The sequence below is a fragment of the Faecalibacterium hominis (ex Afrizal et al. 2022) genome (assembly GCF_049545105.1).
Taxonomy (GTDB): Bacteria; Bacillota; Clostridia; order Oscillospirales; family Ruminococcaceae; genus Faecalibacterium; species Faecalibacterium duncaniae.
Genome location: NZ_CP186860.1, coordinates 1037146 through 1055083, shown reverse-complemented (window position 1 = coordinate 1055083; position 17938 = coordinate 1037146). Strand labels below are relative to the sequence as shown.

General features: G+C 59.0%; 16 protein-coding genes. 13 read left to right on the top strand and 3 right to left on the bottom strand.

Annotated features, from left to right (window positions below; all coding sequences use genetic code 11):
• The first annotated feature begins 129 nt into the window (after positions 1–129).
• The 5 genes from ACKXGA_RS05025 to ACKXGA_RS05005 all read left to right on the top strand — a co-directional run bounded on the left by ACKXGA_RS05025 (position 130) and on the right by ACKXGA_RS05005 (position 4922).
• A complete protein-coding gene (locus ACKXGA_RS05025; protein WP_223384122.1) occupies positions 130–1338 on the top strand; it encodes an ABC transporter substrate-binding protein in 1209 nt (402 codons plus the stop codon).
• A 128-nt stretch (positions 1339–1466) separates the two neighbouring features.
• Complete coding sequence (locus tag ACKXGA_RS05020; protein ID WP_423730222.1) at positions 1467–2345, top strand: branched-chain amino acid ABC transporter permease; 879 nt, start codon at positions 1467–1469, stop codon at positions 2343–2345.
• Positions 2346–2358: 13 nt separating this feature from the next.
• Positions 2359–3372, top strand: coding sequence for a branched-chain amino acid ABC transporter permease (locus tag ACKXGA_RS05015; RefSeq protein ID WP_005931359.1), 1014 nt, complete (start codon positions 2359–2361; stop codon positions 3370–3372).
• Positions 3365–4204, top strand: coding sequence for an ABC transporter ATP-binding protein (locus ACKXGA_RS05010; protein WP_097770421.1), 840 nt, complete (start codon positions 3365–3367; stop codon positions 4202–4204). Before ACKXGA_RS05015 ends, ACKXGA_RS05010 begins: the two co-directional genes overlap by 8 nt.
• A 16-nt stretch (positions 4205–4220) precedes the next feature.
• Complete coding sequence (locus tag ACKXGA_RS05005) at positions 4221–4922, top strand: ABC transporter ATP-binding protein (RefSeq protein WP_097770478.1); 702 nt, start codon at positions 4221–4223, stop codon at positions 4920–4922.
• 90 nt (positions 4923–5012) lie between these two features.
• Here the strand turns inward: ACKXGA_RS05005 and ACKXGA_RS05000 are convergent, their stop codons facing one another.
• The 3 genes from ACKXGA_RS05000 to ACKXGA_RS04990 all read right to left on the bottom strand — a co-directional run bounded on the left by ACKXGA_RS05000 (position 5013) and on the right by ACKXGA_RS04990 (position 9674).
• Positions 5013–8282, bottom strand: a complete 3270-nt coding sequence (locus tag ACKXGA_RS05000; protein WP_423730221.1) for an FtsX-like permease family protein — start codon at positions 8280–8282, stop codon at positions 5013–5015.
• A gap of 5 nt (positions 8283–8287) precedes the next feature.
• Positions 8288–8992 carry an ABC transporter ATP-binding protein gene (locus ACKXGA_RS04995; protein ID WP_005931348.1) on the bottom strand — a complete coding sequence of 235 codons (705 nt, stop codon included), beginning with the start codon at positions 8990–8992 and terminating at the stop codon, positions 8288–8290.
• A gap of 97 nt (positions 8993–9089) precedes the next feature.
• Positions 9090–9674: a uridine kinase family protein gene (locus tag ACKXGA_RS04990; RefSeq protein WP_423730220.1), complete on the bottom strand. Its 585-nt coding sequence runs from the start codon at positions 9672–9674 to the stop codon at positions 9090–9092.
• A 402-nt stretch (positions 9675–10076) separates the two neighbouring features.
• Here ACKXGA_RS04990 and ACKXGA_RS04985 point away from each other — a divergent pair, with 402 nt between their 5' ends.
• The 8 genes from ACKXGA_RS04985 (at position 10077) to ACKXGA_RS04950 (ending at position 17915) form a co-directional block, all read left to right on the top strand.
• Positions 10077–10655, top strand: coding sequence for a DUF3793 family protein (locus tag ACKXGA_RS04985; RefSeq protein WP_117504580.1), 579 nt, complete (start codon positions 10077–10079; stop codon positions 10653–10655).
• Positions 10656–11059: 404 nt separating this feature from the next.
• A complete protein-coding gene (locus tag ACKXGA_RS04980) occupies positions 11060–11275 on the top strand; it encodes a FeoA family protein (protein WP_005931323.1) in 216 nt (71 codons plus the stop codon).
• 79 nt (positions 11276–11354) lie between these two features.
• Positions 11355–11576 (top strand): FeoA family protein, encoded by a 222-nt coding sequence (locus ACKXGA_RS04975; protein WP_005931321.1) that lies wholly within the window; start codon positions 11355–11357, stop codon positions 11574–11576.
• A 25-nt stretch (positions 11577–11601) separates the two neighbouring features.
• Positions 11602–13791, top strand: coding sequence for a ferrous iron transport protein B (gene feoB / locus ACKXGA_RS04970; protein WP_423730219.1), 2190 nt, complete (start codon positions 11602–11604; stop codon positions 13789–13791).
• Between the two features lie 34 nt (positions 13792–13825).
• Entirely contained in the window at positions 13826–13996 is a 171-nt protein-coding gene (locus ACKXGA_RS04965) for a FeoB-associated Cys-rich membrane protein (protein ID WP_005931317.1), read from the top strand.
• 123 nt (positions 13997–14119) lie between these two features.
• Positions 14120–14518 carry a metal-dependent transcriptional regulator gene (locus tag ACKXGA_RS04960; protein ID WP_005931315.1) on the top strand — a complete coding sequence of 133 codons (399 nt, stop codon included), beginning with the start codon at positions 14120–14122 and terminating at the stop codon, positions 14516–14518.
• A complete protein-coding gene (locus ACKXGA_RS04955) occupies positions 14515–16248 on the top strand; it encodes an ABC transporter ATP-binding protein/permease (RefSeq protein WP_423730218.1) in 1734 nt (577 codons plus the stop codon). The genes ACKXGA_RS04960 and ACKXGA_RS04955 overlap by 4 nt, the downstream gene beginning before the upstream one ends.
• Complete coding sequence (locus tag ACKXGA_RS04950; RefSeq protein WP_423730217.1) at positions 16245–17915, top strand: amino acid ABC transporter ATP-binding/permease protein; 1671 nt, start codon at positions 16245–16247, stop codon at positions 17913–17915. Before ACKXGA_RS04955 ends, ACKXGA_RS04950 begins: the two co-directional genes overlap by 4 nt.
• Positions 17916–17938 lie beyond the last annotated feature (23 nt).

Sequence of the window (17938 nt, the reverse complement as noted above, 5' to 3'; positions counted from 1 at the left end):
TTTGTGAATTGCACAACCCGCCCGGCGAGACTATAATGAATACACGCACAAAGCAGGGCGGCTTTGAAGGAAGCGCCCTGCTTTGTGCATCTATCACACGAAAAACTTCCAACAGGAGGATATTGTATTATGAAAAAGATGATCTCTCGCCGCAACTTTCTGACCGCTGCCGGTGTCGTGGCTGCTGCCGGTGTTCTGACCGCCTGCGGCGGCTCCTCCTCCAGCACTGCCGCTTCTTCCACTGCCGCATCCGCTGCTTCCGGTGACACCATTAAGATCGGTGTGATGGGCCCCCTGACCGGCAACGTTTCCGTTTACGGCCAGGCCGTTGTCAACGGCGCTGCCCTGTACCTGAAGCAGGTCAACGCCAACGGCGGCATCAATGGCAAGCAGATCGAGATCCTGACCGAGGATGAGCAGGGCGATGCTACGCAGGCTGTCAACTGCTTCACCAAGATGGTGGACGAGGGCATCACCGCTCTGGTCGGCGATGTCACCACCACCCCCACTCTGGCAGTTGCTGCCGAGAGCGCAGATTACAACATGCCCATGGTAACTGCTTCCGCTACCGCTGAGGCCGTTACCTATGATGCCGAGACCGACACCGTGAACGAGAATGTCTTCCGTGCCACCTTCACCGACCCGTTCCAGGGCATCAAGATGGCCGATTATGCTTACCAGAAGCTGGGCTACACCAAGGCAGCCGTCATCTTCAAAAAGGGCGCTGACTACAACGAGGGTCTGGCTGAGAACTTCGTCAACGAGTTTGAGAGCCTGGGCGGTACCATCGTCGATCAGGAGAGCTACTCCGATGGCGACGTGGACTTCAAGACCCAGCTGACCAGCATCATGGGCAAGGGCCCCGAGACCGTGTTCTGCCCCAACTACTACGAGGAAGTGGGCCAGATCCTGTCTCAGGCTGAGAGCGTTGGCCTGAATGTTCCCTTCCTGGGCGGCGACGGCTGGGATGGCCTGGAGGGCTATGCCACTGCCGATCAGCTGAAGGACAGCTACTTCTGCGCAAACTACGCAAAGGGCTCCAGCCCCGAGTTCGAGGATGCCTACAAGGCAGAGTACGGCGAGGATTACCCCAACGGCTTTGCTCCTCTGGGCTACGATGCCGCCAAGACCGTGGTTTACGGCGTGCAGGCTGCTGAGGATGCCGGCCTGGAGGCCGGTACCGATGAGTACAAGCAGGCTGTCAACGATGCCATTGCCTCCGGCACCATCGAGGGCATCACCGGCACCTTTACCTTTGATGAGCACCACGATCCCGTCAAGAAGACTGCGATCCTGACCTATGTGGACGGCAAGCCCGAACTGAAGGAAATGTTCTGATCCCGCTTCTGCGCCGCACACCGGTGTGCGGCCTGAATGCCGGAACCAGAGAATGATGTACCCTTGCGGAGGCCGCCGGAACAGGTTGTCTCCGCTTTTTTGGTAGAAAGAAAGGAAGTGTCCATCCAATGACAGTGTTCTTTAGCCAGCTGATCAACGGCTTGTCCCTTGGCAGCATCTATGCACTGATCGCACTGGGTTACAGCATGGTGTACGGCATCATCCTGCTGCTGAACTTTGCCCACGGCGATGTCATCATGGTGGGTGCATACATGTCCTGGTTCGTTATGAACCAGCTGGGCCTTGGCCCGGTGACGGCCGTGTGCGCCATCATTATTACCTGCACCCTGCTGGGTGTGGTGATCGAAAAGGTCGCCTACACCCCGCTGCGCAACGCGCCCCGCATCTCCCTGCTGATCACAGCCATTGGTGTCTCCTTCTTCCTGGAGTACACCGCTGAGCTGGTGATGGGTTCCGGCGCAAAGGTCATCCCTTCCTACTACGGCAACAAGACCTTTATGATCGGCAGTGTGCCCCTGGGCCTGACCTCCGTGATCACACTGGTGGTCACCGTGCTGTCCATGCTGGTGCTGACCTTTCTGGTGCAGAAGACCAAGCTGGGCAAGGCCATGCGCGCTGTCTCTGAGGATATGGACGCTGCCCGCCTGATGGGCATCAATGTCAACAGCACCATCTCCTTTACCTTTGCGGTGGGCTCCGCGCTGGCCGGTATCGGCTCGGTGCTGTACTGCTGCTCCTACCCGCAGGCTACCCCCACCATGGGCTCCATGCTGGGCCTGAAAGCCTTTGTTGCCGCCGTTCTGGGCGGCATCGGCTCCATCCCGGGCGCAATGATCGGCGGCATTGCCATCGGCCTGTGCGAGTGCTTTGTCTCCGCCATCGGCCTTTCCGCCTGGAAGGATGCCGTTACGTTTGCCATCCTGATCATCGTGCTGCTGTTCAAGCCCACCGGCTTCCTCGGCCGCAAGGTGCAGGAAAAGGTGTAAGGAGGGCAGGAAGATGAATAAGAACCGTAAAACGATCAAAATGCCCGTGCGCTACCTGATGAACGCGGTGCTGGTGGCTCTGCTGTTCGTGGCGCTTTCCTACCTGACCCGGAATATCCTGTCTACCTACCAGAACAAGGTGCTGATGACGGTGGGCATCAATATCATCCTGGCGGTCTCCCTGAACGTTGCCACCGGCTATCTGGGGCAGCTGCCGCTGGGTCATGCCGGTTTCATGGCTGTGGGTGCCTACACCTGCGCCCTGTTCACCAAGTTCTGCCCGCTGCCGGACGGTGTCTCCTTTGCCATCGGTCTGGTGCTGGCCTGCATCGTGGCTGGTCTGTTCGGTGTGCTCATCGGCATCCCGGCCCTGCGCCTGACCGGCGACTATCTGGCCATCCTGACGCTGGGCTTTGGTGAGATCATCCGCATTACCCTGAACAATATCGATGATGTGCTGGGCTTCAAGCTGTTCTATGGCTCCAAGGGCCTGAAGAACATCCCCAAGTACTCCAACTTCACCAACGTGTTCCTCTGCGTGGTCATCACCTGCTTTTTGATCCACGCCATGATGAAGAGCCGCCACGGCCGTGCCGTGCTGGCCATCCGCGACAACGAGATTGCCGCCGAGAGCTGCGGCATCCAGACCACCTACTACAAGGTCATGGCCTTTGCCTTTTCCGCTGCCTTTGCGGGTCTGGCAGGTGGCCTGTATGCCTGCTACATCGGCGTGCTGAACCCCTCCACCTTCGGCTTTATGAAGTCCATCGAGATCCTGGTCATGGTGGTTCTGGGCGGCATGGGCTCCATGCTGGGCTCCATCCTCTCCGCAACGGTCCTGACCATCCTGCCTGAGGCGACCCGCAGCTTCGACAGTTACCGCATGGTCATCTACTCGCTGGTGCTGATCCTGATGATGATCTTCCGCCCGGGCGGACTGCTGGGCAGCTACGATTTCTCCATGAGCCGCCTTGTGGAGCGTGTCCTGTTTGGCAAGAAAAAGAAGGAGGGTGCAGACCATGAGTGAGTTCCAGACCAGACTGAACAGTGTCCCCTCCGGCGGCTTCCTGACGGACCGCGATAAGGACAAAAAGCCCATTCTGGATGTCCGTGAGCTGGGCATCGATTTCGGCGGCCTGACCGCCGTGGATGGCTTCAACCTGATGATCGGCCGCAACGAGATCACCGGCCTGATCGGCCCCAACGGTGCCGGTAAGACCACGGTGTTCAACCTGCTGACCAATGTTTACCAGCCTACCCGCGGCTCCATCCTGATCGATGGAATGCCCACGGCGGGCAAAAAGACCTACCAGGTCAACCGGATGGGCGTGGCCCGCACCTTCCAGAACATCCGTCTGTTCAAGGAGATGAGCGTCATCGACAACATCAAGGTCGGCCTGCATGAGTCCATGAAGTACGACCTTGCCTCTTCGCTGATCCGTCTGCCCAACTACTGGAAAGAGGAAAAGCACTGCACCGAGCGTGCTTTTGAGCTGCTGGACATCTTCCACATGGCAGATATGGCCTATACGCAGGCCGGCAGCCTGCCCTATGGCGCACAGCGCCGTTTGGAGATCATGCGTGCGCTGGCCACCAGCCCCAAGCTGCTGCTGCTGGATGAGCCTGCCGCCGGTATGAACCCCTCGGAGACCGCTGAGCTGACCGAGACCATCCGCCGCATCCGTGATGAGTTCAACATTGCCGTGCTGCTGATCGAGCATGACATGAGCCTGGTCATGGGCATCTGTGAGGGCATTGCGGTGCTGAACTTTGGCCGCATCATCGCCAAGGGCACCCCGGATGAGATCCGCAACAATCCCCAGGTCATCGAGGCCTACCTGGGCAAGAAGGAGGGCTGAACCGATGGCAGAAACGATGCTGAAAGTTGATAACATCAACGTTTATTACGGCAACATCCACGCTGTCAAGGATGTTTCGTTTGAGGTGAACGAGGGCGAGATCGTGACCCTGATCGGTGCCAACGGTGCCGGTAAGTCCACCACCCTGAAAACCATCTCCGGCCTGCTCCACCCCAAAACGGGCGACATCCTGTACAAGGGCAAGAGCATCAAGGGCGTGCGCGCCCATAAGATCGTGGAGGCCGGTCTGGCACAGGTGCCGGAGGGCCGCCATGTGTTCCTGCACATGACCGTGGAGGAAAACCTGGATATGGGGGCCTACACCCAGCCCGCTTCCACCATTGCGGCCAACAAGGAAAAGGTGTTCACCCTCTTCCCCCGCCTGAAGGAGCGCCGCAGGCAGCTGGCGGGCACCATGTCCGGCGGCGAGCAGCAGATGCTGGCCATGGGCCGTGCCCTGATGAGCAACGCCTCCATGCTGATGCTGGACGAGCCTTCCATGGGCCTTTCCCCGCTGCTGGTGCAGGAGATCTTTGATATCATCCGCGATATCCACAAGGCAGGCATGACCATCCTGCTGGTGGAGCAGAACGCACAGATGGCCCTTTCCGTGGCCGACCGCGCCTATGTTCTTGAGACAGGCCATGTGGTCATGGATGGCACAGGTGCAGAGCTACTGACCAATGAGCGCGTCCGCAACGCTTATCTGGGCGGCTGAGACCGCGGCTGTAGAACGCAAAAACAATACGCCCGCCGGGCGGTACGAGAAGTACCACACCCGGCGGGCGTTGTTCTGTCTGTAAGGGAATTATTCCGGCGCTTTCATGCTTTCCACCATGCTGATCTGGCGGACATGGCGGCGCATGAGCAGGCAGACGGCAAAGTTGAAGAGCATGGTGAGCGCCACGCTGAACACAAAGCTGCGGGGGGCGATGGAACGGATGAACATCATCTGATCCATTTCCACAGTGCGGATGATGAACTGGTGCAGGGGAATGCCCACCACCAGACCCACCAGGGAGCCGATGAGAGAGAGCAGATCGATCTCCCGGAAGATGTAGCGGTAGACCTCCTTGTCATAGAAGCCCAGAACTTTGATGGTGGCAAGCTCCTTTTTGCGCTCGCCCAGGTTGACGCTGATGAGGTTGTAGAGCACCACGGCGGCCAATGCGGCAGCGCAGACGATGACCAGCATGACCACATAGTTCAGGCAGCCGATCAGGCCATCGAACATCTGGGTGGTGTCCTCGATGAAGGAGACGGAGCTGACATAGTTGCAGGCCAGAATGGCGGAGGAGAGGGAGGCGCGGGCTGCATCAGTGGGGCAGTCGGTCTGGCCGTAAACGGCGTTCCAGGCGGGCAGAGCACCGCCGTTCAGCGTTTTGAGCTGCGCCTGCGAGAGGTACAGCCGGGCAAAAGCATAGTTCTCGGTGACGCCGGTCAGGGTCAGGGACCTGCGCCCGCCGTCAGCGGTCTCCACCTCAAAGCTGTCGCCCACGGAAAGCCCCAGCTTTTCGGCAGTCTTTTCGGTCAGGATGACGCTGGAATCGTCAAAGGCAATGGCCTTGTGGCCCTGCCGGGTGCGGAAGGTGAAGTATTCGGTCATCTGGCTTTCGTCTGCGGCGGCAACCAGGCTGACGGTCTCTTTTTCACCCTCGGCGTTGTAAAGGGTGACGCTCTTGGTGTAATAGCGGCCCCAGCTGGTGATGCCGCTGCTGGAATCCAGCAGGTCGGCCAGACCGTTCTCCATGGTCAGCGCCTTTTCGTCGCTCAGGGAGATGGTCAGGTCGGCGTGGGTCAGCTCGGTGGTCTGCTTGGTCAGCATGGGCAGCAGGGAATCCTGAATGCCGAAGCCGATGAGGAGCAGAGCTGTGCAGCCCGCCACGCCCAGAACGGTCATAAAGAAGCGCTTTTTATAGCGGAACAGGTTGCGGGCGGTGGTTTTCTGGGAGAAGCTCATCCGCTTCCACAGCGGGGTGAGATATTCAAGGAGGATGCGCTTGCCCGCTACAGGCGCACGGGGCAGCAGCAGGGCGGCAGATTTTTCCTTGAGGCTGGCGCGGCAGGCCTGCAGGGTGGCAAGGCCGATGACCGCCGCGCTGAGGGCCATGCTGCCCAATGCCAGGCCCGGGTAGAAGTGCAGCGTAAAGGTGGGAATGGAGAACATCATGGTGCGGTAGGCGTACCAGAAGATGGTGGGGAACACCACAAAGCCTACGGCAATGCCCACGATGCTGCCCAGAATGCTGGCGGCAATGCCGTACAGTAAGTACTTGCCTGCGATACTGACGTTGGAGTATCCCAGCGCCTTGAGGGTGCCCATCTGCAGGCGGTTCTCGTCCACCATGCGGGTCATGGTGGTGGAAGCCACCAGCGCCGCCACCAGGAAGAAGAACACCGGGAACACCCGGGCAATGGCAGCCATCCGGTCGGCGTACTGTTCCAGCGTGACAATGCTCAGGGTGCTGCCGCGGTCCAGCACATACCACTCGCCGTTCTGGATGTCCGCGATCTTCTCTTCTGCATCGTTGATCTGCTGCTGGCCTTCGGCGAGCTTCTGCTCCGCATCGGCCTTCTGGGTCTCGTATTCGGTGCGGGAAGCGTCCAGCTGCTCCTGCCCGGACCGGTACTGTGCCCAGCCCTCGTCCAGCTGGGCGCGGGCGGACTCAAACTGGGTGTAGGCTGTGGCAGTACCGGTGCTCAGCTGGAGCTGGCCCTGCAGCAGCTGTACCTTCATTTTGCGCAGGGCGGCTTTGGCCTCGGTGACAAGGTCGGTGTTGGAGAGGTTGGGCGAGGAGATGAGCCCTTTGGCGTACATCTGCTGCTTGCCGGCATCCAGCTGGGCCTGATAACCGTCCAGCTGGCCCTTGATGTTATCGTAGGCGGCCTGTGCCTTGGCAAGCGCGTCCCGCAGCTCGGTGTATTCCTCGTCCTCGGGCTCGGCCTCATCCAGCGCCTTTTGGGCATTGTTCAGGGCAGTTTCGGCATAGCCCAGCAGGGGGTCAGCCACCTGTTTCAGATTGACCAGAAGTTCGATCTGCTGAAGCTGATCCTCAAATTCCAGCACCTGCTCTTCGCTGCTCACCAGCGTAGCGGCACCGCTCTGCATGGTATCGGGCAGGGCCGCCTTCTGGGCGGCAAGCTCGGCTTCGCCTGTGTCCAGCTGGGCCTTGGCGGCATCCAGCTCCCGCTGCGCGTCGGTCAGCTTCTGCTCGGCTTGTGCAAACTGGCGCTCGGCCTCTGCCTTCTGCTCGCTGTAAGTCTGCCTGGCATCGTCCAGCTGGGTAGTGGCATCCTCGATAAGCTGGGCCCGGCGGGCCACACAGTGCTCCTTGCTGATGGCATCCAGCCGGTCAGCCACAGTATCCACAGCGGTCTGGTATTCCTCGCTGTAATTGTCATACTGGGCGGCATCTGCTACTTTGAGATAACAGACGGTATAATAATCTGCGGTCAATTCACCGTCCTGCACGAACACAAGAGCATCCAGGATGCCGTCGCCGACGGTACTGGTCTCCTGATTGGCAGAAAAATATTGAGGGTCCTGCACCTGGCCCACCACGGTATATTCGGTGCGGCGGATGTCCTCGGTATCCTCGGGCAGGGTGACCACGGTGCCCAGCGGGATGGGGTCCGCGTGGCCCAGCACCTGCACCACACACTCGTTGGCGGTTTCGGGCATCCGACCCTCCAGCAGGGTCAGGCGGTTCATATTGGCCTCGGTATCTGCAGCCGGGTCGGCGGGAAGCTGCTGCACCCGCAGCACGGCTCCGTCGGTAGAGCTTGACCAGCGGCCCTCGGTGTCCAGATACTTCACGGGCATCACGGCGCTCACGCCCTCCGTGGCGGCAATGGCGGAGAGATCTGATTCCGAAAGGCCCAGCGTGGAGAGCACCCGCAGGTCGAACACATTTTGCTGGACATAGTACTTCTGCCCGGCGGTGCGCATACTGGGGGCAAAGCTGACCAGACCTGTCAGCATCATCACGCCCAGCGCCACGATGCCGAACAGGGAAAGGAACCGGTTCAGGTTGCTCCGGAAGTCACGCCGGATATTTTTACGATAGCTTTTCTGCATAGCGGTCACCACTCGATCTGTTCCACCGGCACCGGGTGCTCGTTGACCTTGTTGGACAGGATCTGTCCGCTCTTGACCTGGATGATCCGGTCCGCCATGGCCGTCAGGGCCGTGTTGTGGGTAATGACGATGACGGTGCGCCCTGTTTCGCGGCAGGTGCGCTGGAGCAGGGCCAGCACCTGCTTGCCGGTCTTGTAGTCCAGCGCACCGGTGGGCTCATCGCAGAGCAGGAGCTTGGGGTTCTTGGCCAGCGCCCGGGCAATGGAAACGCGCTGCTGCTCGCCGCCCGAAAGCTGGGCAGGGAAGTTGTTGAGCCGCTCGCCCAGACCCACGCTTTCCAGCGTGGCGGCGGGGTCCAGCGGATCACGGCAGATCTCGCTGGCCAGCTCCACATTTTCCAGTGCAGTCAGATTCTGCACCAGATTGTAGAACTGGAAGACGAAGCCTACGTCGTACCGGCGGTAGGTGGTGAGCTCTTTTTCGGAAAAATGGCTCACATCCTGCCCGTCCAGCCAGACATGGCCCTCATCGCAGGTGTCCATGCCGCCCAGAATGTTCAGCAGGGTGGTCTTGCCTGCACCCGAGGGACCCACAATGATGCAAAACTCGCCCTTGTCTACATAAAAATTCAGGTGATCGGCCGCCGCAATGCGGACACTGCCGGTCTGATAATATTTGGAAACATCCTCAAACTGCACAAAATGTTCCATATGCTGCTCCTTGCCTTGAAAAAATTATTGTTCCATCCTAACTATAACATATTTTGCAGCAGGTTTGCAGGGGCAGAGCGCTGGAATTTGCAAAAAGTTAACAGGTCGTATCAAGGATGAAGTCAACGGTCTGCTCGATCTGGAATTTTGCGAAATACCCCTCTTCCAGCGGGATCCACCGGGCGGTGAAGCCGGAATAGCGTTCTCCCTCCCGCGCCAGCAGGCGGCGGGCCTGCTCTTCCTTGGAGCAGGTGACGAAAACCTTCAGATCATAACAGTCCGCAAGGGTGGGGTGGCAGCTGTAACTGCCCTCCACGATGACCAGCGGCTGGGGCGCAAAGCATTGTTCCGGCAGGTAGGCACCCGCCCGGCAGGAGTAGGCACGGTAGGGGATTGCCTGCCCGGCCCGGGCGGGGGTGAGCACCTGGGTACGCAGACGCTCCAAGTCCATGTTGGCGCAAGGGATCTGCTCCCAGTTTGCCACACGGCTGGCTGGGGGAAGATAGAAGTCATCGGTATGCACCGTGATGCTCTGGGGGAACTGCCGGGCCAGCTGTGCCGCCAGCATGGTTTTGCCGCTGCCGCACCGGCCGTCCAGCGCCACCAACACCGGGGCGGCAGGATGGGCAGAGAGCAAAGTGGAGAGCTTTTCCACGAGAGGGGAAAGGGTGGTTGAAAGCATAGGGAACACATCCTTGACAAATCGTTAAAAATTGACTATTCTGCAAAAGAAAAAGGCACTGCAACAAGCGGTTGGCCTCTTTCAATGTGAAGTTTTCAATTGAAAAAACGTCACCTTAGCCGAGGTGGCGATTTTACTATACCATGAATTTCGACACGCCGCAACACGCGCAAAAAGTTTGATGCAGAAAACTTGTCAAAACCCCTTGACACCACCCCAGAGCTGTGGTAAGATAATGCCACGTTAGAAATAACTAACCACAAAGCGGTCAGCAGACAAATGGTCTGTGCCGCATTCTTTTAGAGTTTGAGGTTAGAAATATCTAACTGCTGCACCTGCATAGAATGCGGTGCAGCGGGGAACGCTGTTCCTCAAATGGATAAAAGCGGAGGGAAAGCAGCCATGGAGCGTAATTTTGAGACCGTGATGATCGAACAGTGCGCGCCGGTGCTGGCAGGGCTGAAGCCTGCCGGGCTGTTCCGCTATGAGACCCGGGACTGCGCCGACCTGGCTGCCCGGGTGCGCCGCTGGAATGACCAGCTGGGGGAGAAGGGGCTGAAGGTTCGGGTCCTCAAGGGTTGTGCTCACACCCACCGGTATCTCATTTATGTTTACCGCGAGAGCCGCCTGCGTCAGGTGTTGGCCGATGAGGCGGTGCGGGAGTTCCTGCAACGCGAGGGCTATGCCCTGCCGGAAGATGCTTCCGATTGTGACGGTATGCTGCGGCAACTGTCCCGGCGGCTGTGCTGCGAAGCCGATTTTCCCCATGAAATCGGCGTGTTTCTTGGCTATCCGCTCACCGATGTGGTGGGCTTTATCGAAAATCAGGGCCGCAACTTCACCTGCTGCGGCTGCTGGAAGGCTTACGGCGACCCCGATGCCGCCGCACGTCATTTTGCCCAGTTGAACAAGTGCACCAGAGTATATCTGCGCCTGTTCCATGAGGGTACCCCCATTTTCCGCCTTGCTGTGGCGGCTTGACAAGTCATTCTCTACCAATACTCTCTTTTTATCCTGGCACCCACCGGAACAAACCACGCTCCGGCGGGAAGAAATCCTCCTTTTGACACGCGGCCGTCCGCTGCAGCTTTGACCGCTGCACCGGGCGGCTGTGTCATTTCATGGATAGAAAAAATGACGGTAAAATGTAAACAACGGCTAACTTTTGCTCAGGAATTTGAGTTAGTTGTTGTTGATTGTGATAAAAAAACTGGGATATTTGGGCAGAAAAACTGTTTGTTCATATAAACTAACTTTTAATAATGAAAAAACTGTTGACAACGAAGGTTAGTAAGCGTAAACTATCCATGCTGATAGTTCCGACTGACTAACCCTTCCGGTGCATCAGCAGCCCACAAACAGTACGAAAAAGGGAGTGGAATGTTATGATGCCTCTGACAATGGCAAAGGCGGGCGAGACCGTCACCATCAAGAAGATCACCGGCAAAGATGAAGTCCGCCTGCATCTGGCAGAGCTTGGTTTTGTGGTGGACAGCGAAGTGACCGTGGTCAACGAGATCGCAGGCAACCTGATCGTACAGGTTAAGGAAAGCCGCCTGGCACTCGACAGGACGATGGCAAATCGCATTATGATCGGCTGAACAGCGCAGCGCGCTGTTTGGGACCTGCTCCGACACTGGAATGGTCTCTGAATAAAGACAAGTAGAGGAGGAAATTTGCATGAAAACTCTGAAGGACGTGAAGGTCGGCGAGACCTGCACCGTGGCTCGCCTGCATGGCGAAGGCCCGGTCAAGCGCCGCATCATGGACATGGGCATCACCAAGGGTGTTGAGATCTATGTCCGTAAGGTGGCACCTCTGGGCGACCCCATGGAGCTGACCGTGCGCAACTACGAACTGAGTGTGCGCAAGGCCGACGCTGAAATGATCGAAGTGGTTTGATTCCAAAGAGAGGAAAGGACACGCAATGAGTATTAAAATTGCACTGGCCGGTAACCCGAACTGCGGCAAGACTACCCTGTTCAATAACCTGACCGGCTCCAACCAGTACGTTGGCAACTGGCCCGGCGTTACCGTGGAAAAGAAGGAAGGCAAGCTGAAGGGCGATAAGGATGTCATCATCCAGGACCTGCCCGGTATCTACTCCCTGTCTCCCTACACGCTGGAGGAGGTCGTCTCCCGTACTTACCTGGTCAAGGAGAAGCCCGATGCCATCCTGAACATCATCGATGGCACCAATATTGAGCGCAACCTCTACCTGACCACTCAGCTGATCGAGCTGGGCATCCCCGTTGTTATGGCGGTCAACATGATCGATCTGGTCCGCAAGAACGGCGATAAGATCGACCTGAAGAAGCTGAGCGGCGAGCTGGGCTGCCAGGCAGTTGAGATCAGCGCACTGAAGGGCGAGGGCACCGAGGCTGCTGCCAAGGCTGCGGTTGCCGCTGCCCAGAAGCAGAAGGCCGGTGAGCTGCCCCACGTCTTTACCGGAAGTGTGGAGCACGCCATTGCACACATCGAGGAGTCCATCCAGGGCAAGGTCGATGACCGCTTCCTGCGCTGGTATGCGGTCAAGCTGTTCGAGCGGGATGAGAAGGTCGTGGAAGAGCTGAAGCTCGACAAGGCTCTGGCTGACCACATTGATGAGCACATCAAAGACTGCGAGAAGGAGATGGACGATGATGCGGAGAGCATCATCACCAACCAGCGCTACTCCTACATCAACGGTGTCGTTGACAAGGCCGTCAAGAAAAAGGCCCGTGTGGAGCACCTGACTGCTTCTGACAAGATCGACCAGATCGTGACCAACCGTGTGCTGGCTCTGCCCATCTTTGCGCTGGTCATGTACCTGATGTACTCCCTGTCCATGGGCACCTCCATTGCAGATGGCGGCTGGGCTATCGGCACCTTTGCCACCGACTGGACCAACGATGTCCTGTTTGGTGAGATCGTGCCGGGCGCGCTGGGCGGCTTCCTGGAGAGCATCGGTGTGGCAGGCTGGCTGTACGGTCTGATCATGGACGGTATCGTGGCCGGTGTCGGCGCGGTGCTGGGCTTCGTTCCCCAGATGCTGGTTCTGTTCTTCCTGCTGTCCATCCTGGAGGATGTGGGCTATATGTCCCGTGTCGCCTTCATCATGGACCGTATCTTCCGCCGTTTCGGCCTGTCCGGCAAGAGCTTCATCCCCGTGCTGGTCGGTACCGGCTGCGGCGTGCCCGGTGTCATGGCTTCCCGTACCATCGAGAACGAGCGTGACCGCCGTATGACCATTATGACCACCTGCTTCATCCCCTGCGGCGCTAAGATGCCCATCATCGGCCTGATCGCAGGTGCAATGTTCGGTGGTTCCTCTCTGGTTGCTGTTTCCGCTTACTTCATCGGCATGGCTGCCATCATTTGCTCCGGTGTTATTCTGAAGAAGACCAAGCTCTTCGCTGGCGACCCCGCACCCTTCGTTATGGAGCTGCCCGCTTACCATGTGCCTGCATGGGGCAACGTTTTCCGTGCCACCTGGGAGCGCGGCTGGTCCTTCATCAAGCGTGCCGGTTCCGTCATTCTGGCAGCTACCGTTGTGCTGTGGTTCCTGCAGGGCTTCGGTTTCGAGAATGGTGCCTTCGGCATGGTCGAGGATCAGGACAACTCCGTCCTGGCCGCTATCGCTACCAAGATCGCCTGGATCTTCGCTCCTCTGGGCTTCGGTAACTGGCGTGCAACCGTTGCTTCCGTCTCTGGTCTGATCGCAAAGGAGAACGTGGTTGGCACCTTCGGTGTTCTGTATCACTTCGGCGGCGAGCTGTCTGAGAACGGTGATGAGATCTGGGCAGCAGTTGCGCAGGATTACACCGCTCTGTCCGCTTACGCATTTATGATCTTCAACCTGCTGTGCGCTCCCTGCTTCGCTGCTATGGGCGCGATCAAGCGTGAGATGAACAACGGCAAGTGGACTGCCATCGCCATCGGTTATATGTGCGCTCTGGCTTACTGCGCGGCTCTGGTCGTGTACCAGATCGGTGGTCTGATCACCGGTGAGGTTGGCTTCAACTTCTTCACCATCGTGGCAATCGTGATTTTTGCCGCGTTCCTGTACCTGATGTTCCGCCCCAACAAGTACGTTGGCGACAACGAGGTCAAGATCGACGTTTCCAAGATCAAGTAAAATCATCTGTCCAGTTTGAAAGGGTGTGTTCTGTATGATGGAATTCCTGGCCACGAACTTTAATCTGCCTACCATCATTGTAGGTGCTATCGTGTTTGGCGGTGTGGGCTGGGCCACATGGCACTCCCACAAGCATGGCGGCTGTGGGGGCTGCGGCGAAGGCGGCTGCAATGGCAATTGCGGCGGCTGCAGCGGCTGCCACTGATCGGTAAAAACCGCTGGGCGCGGGTCGAACATCCAATCGGCCCGCGCCCTTTTTTAGAATGAAAAAAGTTAGCTTTGGATAACACTGGAAGCAGCTTACATTATTATAGAAGAGAGTGATACTATGGAACTGACAGCAGCCCATCTGCGGTATCTGCTGGCCATCTATGAGGTCTCCCAGACGCATCTGGATATCTGCTCCCGCAGCATTGCCGAAAAGCTGAACGTGACTAAGCCCAGCGTGGTGCGCATTATGAACCTGCTGATGGATCGGGGCATGATCGTGAAGGAACACTATGGCAAAATCTATCTGACCGATCGGGGCATCTTTGTGGCAAAGGCGGTCAGGGCTCAACTGGAAACGGTGCTGACGCATTTTCCGCCTGTGCGCATCGACATGACCGAGGAGGAACGCTATAATGCCGCTTTGGCCCTGACTTCGGCCCTGCCCGAACGGGCTTTTACCGGCGAATATGACCGCCTGTTCGGCCCGGATGAATCCGAAAAGGAGAACGCTTCGTGATCAACAAAAAACTGCTTTCCTTCGATCGGAAGGCCCTGCACTATGTGGGGCTGAACGTGCTGTTCCAGTGGCTGGGGATGCTGTGCAATGTGGTGCTGGTGATGACGGTATCCCGCCTCATCGGCGGCGTGTTTGCGGGCAGCCTGACCGGCAATGCCCTCTGGCAGGGGATGCTGCTCTGCCTGCTGACTGTGCCGGTGCGCTATGGCCTTACCCTCTGCGCCTCCGATATGAGCGACCGGGCTTCCAAGGATGTCAAGCGCACCCTGCGCAGCAGCATCTATGCAAAGCTCACCCGGCTGGGGGCCGGTTACAGCGAGACGGTGGCCACCAGTGAAGCCGTGATGCTGGCCAGCGAGGGTGTGGAGCAGATCGACACCTACTTTGCAAAGTATCTGCCCCAGCTGTTTTACAGCCTGCTGGCCCCGGTGACCCTGTTTGTGCTGCTGGTGGGTGTGCACGCGCGCTCGGCCATCCTTCTGCTGTGCTGTGTGCCGCTCATCCCCCTGTCCATTGTGGCGGTGCAGAAGTTTGCCAAGAAGCTGCTGGCGAACTACTGGGGCGAGTACACCACCCTGGGCGACAGCTTTCTGGAGAATATCCAGGGCCTGACCACCCTGAAGATCTATCAGGCGGACGGCTGGAAGCACGAGGAGATGAATGCCCAGGCCGAGCGGTTCCGCAAGATCACGATGAAGGTGCTGACCATGCAGCTGAACAGCGTGACCCTGATGGACCTGATGGCCTATGGCGGTGCGGGTCTTGGCATCATCAGTGCGGCATCGGCCTTTGCCAAGGGTCAGCTCAGCCTGACCAGCGCCCTGACCATCCTCCTGCTGGCGGCGGATTTCTTCCTGCCCCTGCGCCTGCTGGGCAGCTACTTCCACATTGCCATGAATGGTGCGGCTTCGGCTGAGAAGATCTTCAGGCTGCTCTCTGCCCAGGAGCCTGAAGATGGCGAAAAGACCGCCGACCCGGCCGACAGCACCCTTGCGCTGGAGCATGTCACTTTTGGTTACGAGAAGGAGCGCACCATCCTGCACGATGTGTCCCTGACCATCCCGCAGGGCAGTTTTGTCTCGCTGGTGGGCGAAAGCGGCTGCGGCAAGAGCACCATAGCGGCCATCCTGTCCGGTGCCCGCACAGCGACGGAGGGAGAGGTCACGCTGGGCGGCATCCCGGTCAGCGAATGGAAGCAGGCCGACCGCCTGCGCCTGCTGACACTGGTGCCCCACAATGCGGCCATCTTCAAGGGCACGGTGGAAGCCAACCTCCGGATGGCCCGGCCCGATGCAGCCGAAGTCGAGCTCTGGGCGGCCCTGGAGCAGGTGAACCTTGCAGACTTCTGCCGCAGCCAGAGCGGCCTTGCAACGGCGCTCCACGAGGGCGGCTCCAACCTGTCCGGCGGGCAGCGCCAGCGCCTTGCCATGGCCCGTGCCCTGCTGCATGATTCACCCATCTATGTGTTCGACGAGGCGACCTCCAATGTGGATGCCGAGAGCGAGAACGATATCATGAAAGCCATCCACAGCCTGGCGGGAAAGAAAACAGTGATCCTGATCTCCCACCGTCTGGCCAATGTGGTGGACAGCGACTGCATCTATGTGCTGGAGGCAGGCCGCATCGCCGAGCAGGGAACGCACAACGACCTGCTGGCGGCACAGGGGGTGTACAGCCGCCTGTACAACGCCCAGAAACAGCTGGAAGACCTTGGGGAGGTGAGCGCATGAACAACACAAAACACCGCAGTCCGTTTGCCATTGCCGCACAGCTGATCGTGCTGGTCCGGCCCATGCTGCCCATCATGCTGGCAGCCATTGTCATGGGTGTCATCGGCCATTTCTGCGCCACCTTTATCACGATCTTCGGCGGCTTTGCCCTGCTCACGGCGGCAGGCCTGCCCAGCCCGCTGGCAGGCGTGGGCACGGCCTTTGCCTGCATCCTTGTCTTTGCCCTGCTGCGCGGCGTGCTGCGCTACGCAGAGCAGGCCTCCAACCACTATATCGCCTTCAAGCTGCTGGCCCTCATCCGGGATAAGGTGTTCGGCGCGCTCCGCCGCCTGACCCCCGCCAAGCTGGAGGGCCGTGACCGGGGCGACCTGATCTCCCTGATCACCGCCGACATCGAGCAGCTGGAGGTGTTCTATGCCCACACCATTTCGCCGGTCTGTATCGCAATCCTCTGTGTGACCGGCATGACCTGCTTTACGGCCAGTTACCATATTCTGCCCGCACTGGTGCTGCTGGCAGGCTATCTGCTGGTGGGCATTGCTCTGCCGGTGTGGTCTGCCAGACGGGGCGACAAAGCCGCCCGCGAGTACCGGCAGGCTCTGGCCGACACCAACAGCTATCTGCTGGAAAGCCTGCGCGGCCTGCGGGATATTCTGCAGTACCAGAACACCGCCGCGCGTGCCGAGGGCATCACGGCCCACAGCGAGACGCTGGGGGAGAAGCAGAAGGCCATGAAGTACCGTGAGGGCGTGACCGTGGGTGCCGCCAACACCCTCATCGTGCTGACGGCGCTGGCTGTGCTGGGGGTGAGCATCCGGCTGTATCAGAACGGCCAGCTGGGCGCGGAGGGGGTGCTGATCTGCACCCTGTCGGCCCTGAGCTCCTTTGGCCCGGTGGTGGCGCTGGCCAACCTCGGTGCCAGCCTGACCCAGGTGTTCGCCAGTGCCGACCGTGTCCTTGACCTGCTGGACGAGGACCCCGTGACTGCCGATGTGACCGACGGCGCGGATACCACCTTTACCGGTGCACAGGCTGAGCATGTCAGCTTTGCCTACGCCAAGGAAGAGGTGCTCCACGACCTGAGCCTGACCATCCCGGAAAAGAAGATCGTGGGCATTACGGGCCGCTCCGGCAGCGGCAAATCCACCTTTCTGCGGCTGCTCATGCGCTTCTGGGATGTGAGCAGCGGCACCATCCGGTTTGGTGAACGTGACATCCGCGCCGTGAACACTGCCGCCCTGCGCGCCCAGGAAAGTCTTGTGACCCAGGAAACGGAGCTGTTTGACGATACCATAGAAAACAACATCCGGATCGCCCGTCGCGATGCCACCCGTGCCGAGGTGGAGGCTGCCTGCAGAAAGGCCGCGCTGGATGGCTTTATCAACAGCCTGCCCAAGGGATATGATACCCCTGTGGGCGAGCTGGGCGGTGCACTCTCCGGCGGTGAGCGCCAGCGTATCGGTGTGGCCCGTGCCTTCCTGCACGATGCACCCTTTCTCCTGCTGGACGAGCCTACCTCCAATCTGGACAGCCTGAACGAAGGGATCATCCTCAAGGCCGTGCGGGATGAGTGCAGGGAAAAGACCGTCCTGCTGGTTTCCCATCGCAGATCCACCATGGCCGTGGCCGACTTGAGCTTCTCGGTAGAAAGCGGACGGCTGAGCTGAGAAAACCGGATATCATGCAAAAA

What these genes read in the sequence shown, in the direction of transcription:
- ACKXGA_RS05025 (WP_223384122.1), top strand. Translation starts at nt 130, where the DNA reads ATGAAAAAGATGATCTCTCGCCGCAACTTTCTGACCGCTGCCGGTGTC.
- ACKXGA_RS05020 (WP_423730222.1), top strand. Translation starts at nt 1,467, where the DNA reads ATGACAGTGTTCTTTAGCCAGCTGATCAACGGCTTGTCCCTTGGCAGC.
- ACKXGA_RS05015 (WP_005931359.1), top strand. Translation starts at nt 2,359, where the DNA reads ATGAATAAGAACCGTAAAACGATCAAAATGCCCGTGCGCTACCTGATG.
- ACKXGA_RS05010 (WP_097770421.1), top strand. Translation starts at nt 3,365, where the DNA reads ATGAGTGAGTTCCAGACCAGACTGAACAGTGTCCCCTCCGGCGGCTTC.
- ACKXGA_RS05005 (WP_097770478.1), top strand. Translation starts at nt 4,221, where the DNA reads ATGCTGAAAGTTGATAACATCAACGTTTATTACGGCAACATCCACGCT.
- ACKXGA_RS05000 (WP_423730221.1), bottom strand. Translation starts at nt 8,282, where the DNA reads ATGCAGAAAAGCTATCGTAAAAATATCCGGCGTGACTTCCGGAGCAAC.
- ACKXGA_RS04995 (WP_005931348.1), bottom strand. Translation starts at nt 8,992, where the DNA reads ATGGAACATTTTGTGCAGTTTGAGGATGTTTCCAAATATTATCAGACC.
- ACKXGA_RS04990 (WP_423730220.1), bottom strand. Translation starts at nt 9,674, where the DNA reads ATGCTTTCAACCACCCTTTCCCCTCTCGTGGAAAAGCTCTCCACTTTG.
- ACKXGA_RS04985 (WP_117504580.1), top strand. Translation starts at nt 10,077, where the DNA reads ATGGAGCGTAATTTTGAGACCGTGATGATCGAACAGTGCGCGCCGGTG.
- ACKXGA_RS04980 (WP_005931323.1), top strand. Translation starts at nt 11,060, where the DNA reads ATGATGCCTCTGACAATGGCAAAGGCGGGCGAGACCGTCACCATCAAG.
- ACKXGA_RS04975 (WP_005931321.1), top strand. Translation starts at nt 11,355, where the DNA reads ATGAAAACTCTGAAGGACGTGAAGGTCGGCGAGACCTGCACCGTGGCT.
- feoB (WP_423730219.1), top strand. Translation starts at nt 11,602, where the DNA reads ATGAGTATTAAAATTGCACTGGCCGGTAACCCGAACTGCGGCAAGACT.
- ACKXGA_RS04965 (WP_005931317.1), top strand. Translation starts at nt 13,826, where the DNA reads ATGATGGAATTCCTGGCCACGAACTTTAATCTGCCTACCATCATTGTA.
- ACKXGA_RS04960 (WP_005931315.1), top strand. Translation starts at nt 14,120, where the DNA reads ATGGAACTGACAGCAGCCCATCTGCGGTATCTGCTGGCCATCTATGAG.
- ACKXGA_RS04950 (WP_423730217.1), top strand. Translation starts at nt 16,245, where the DNA reads ATGAACAACACAAAACACCGCAGTCCGTTTGCCATTGCCGCACAGCTG.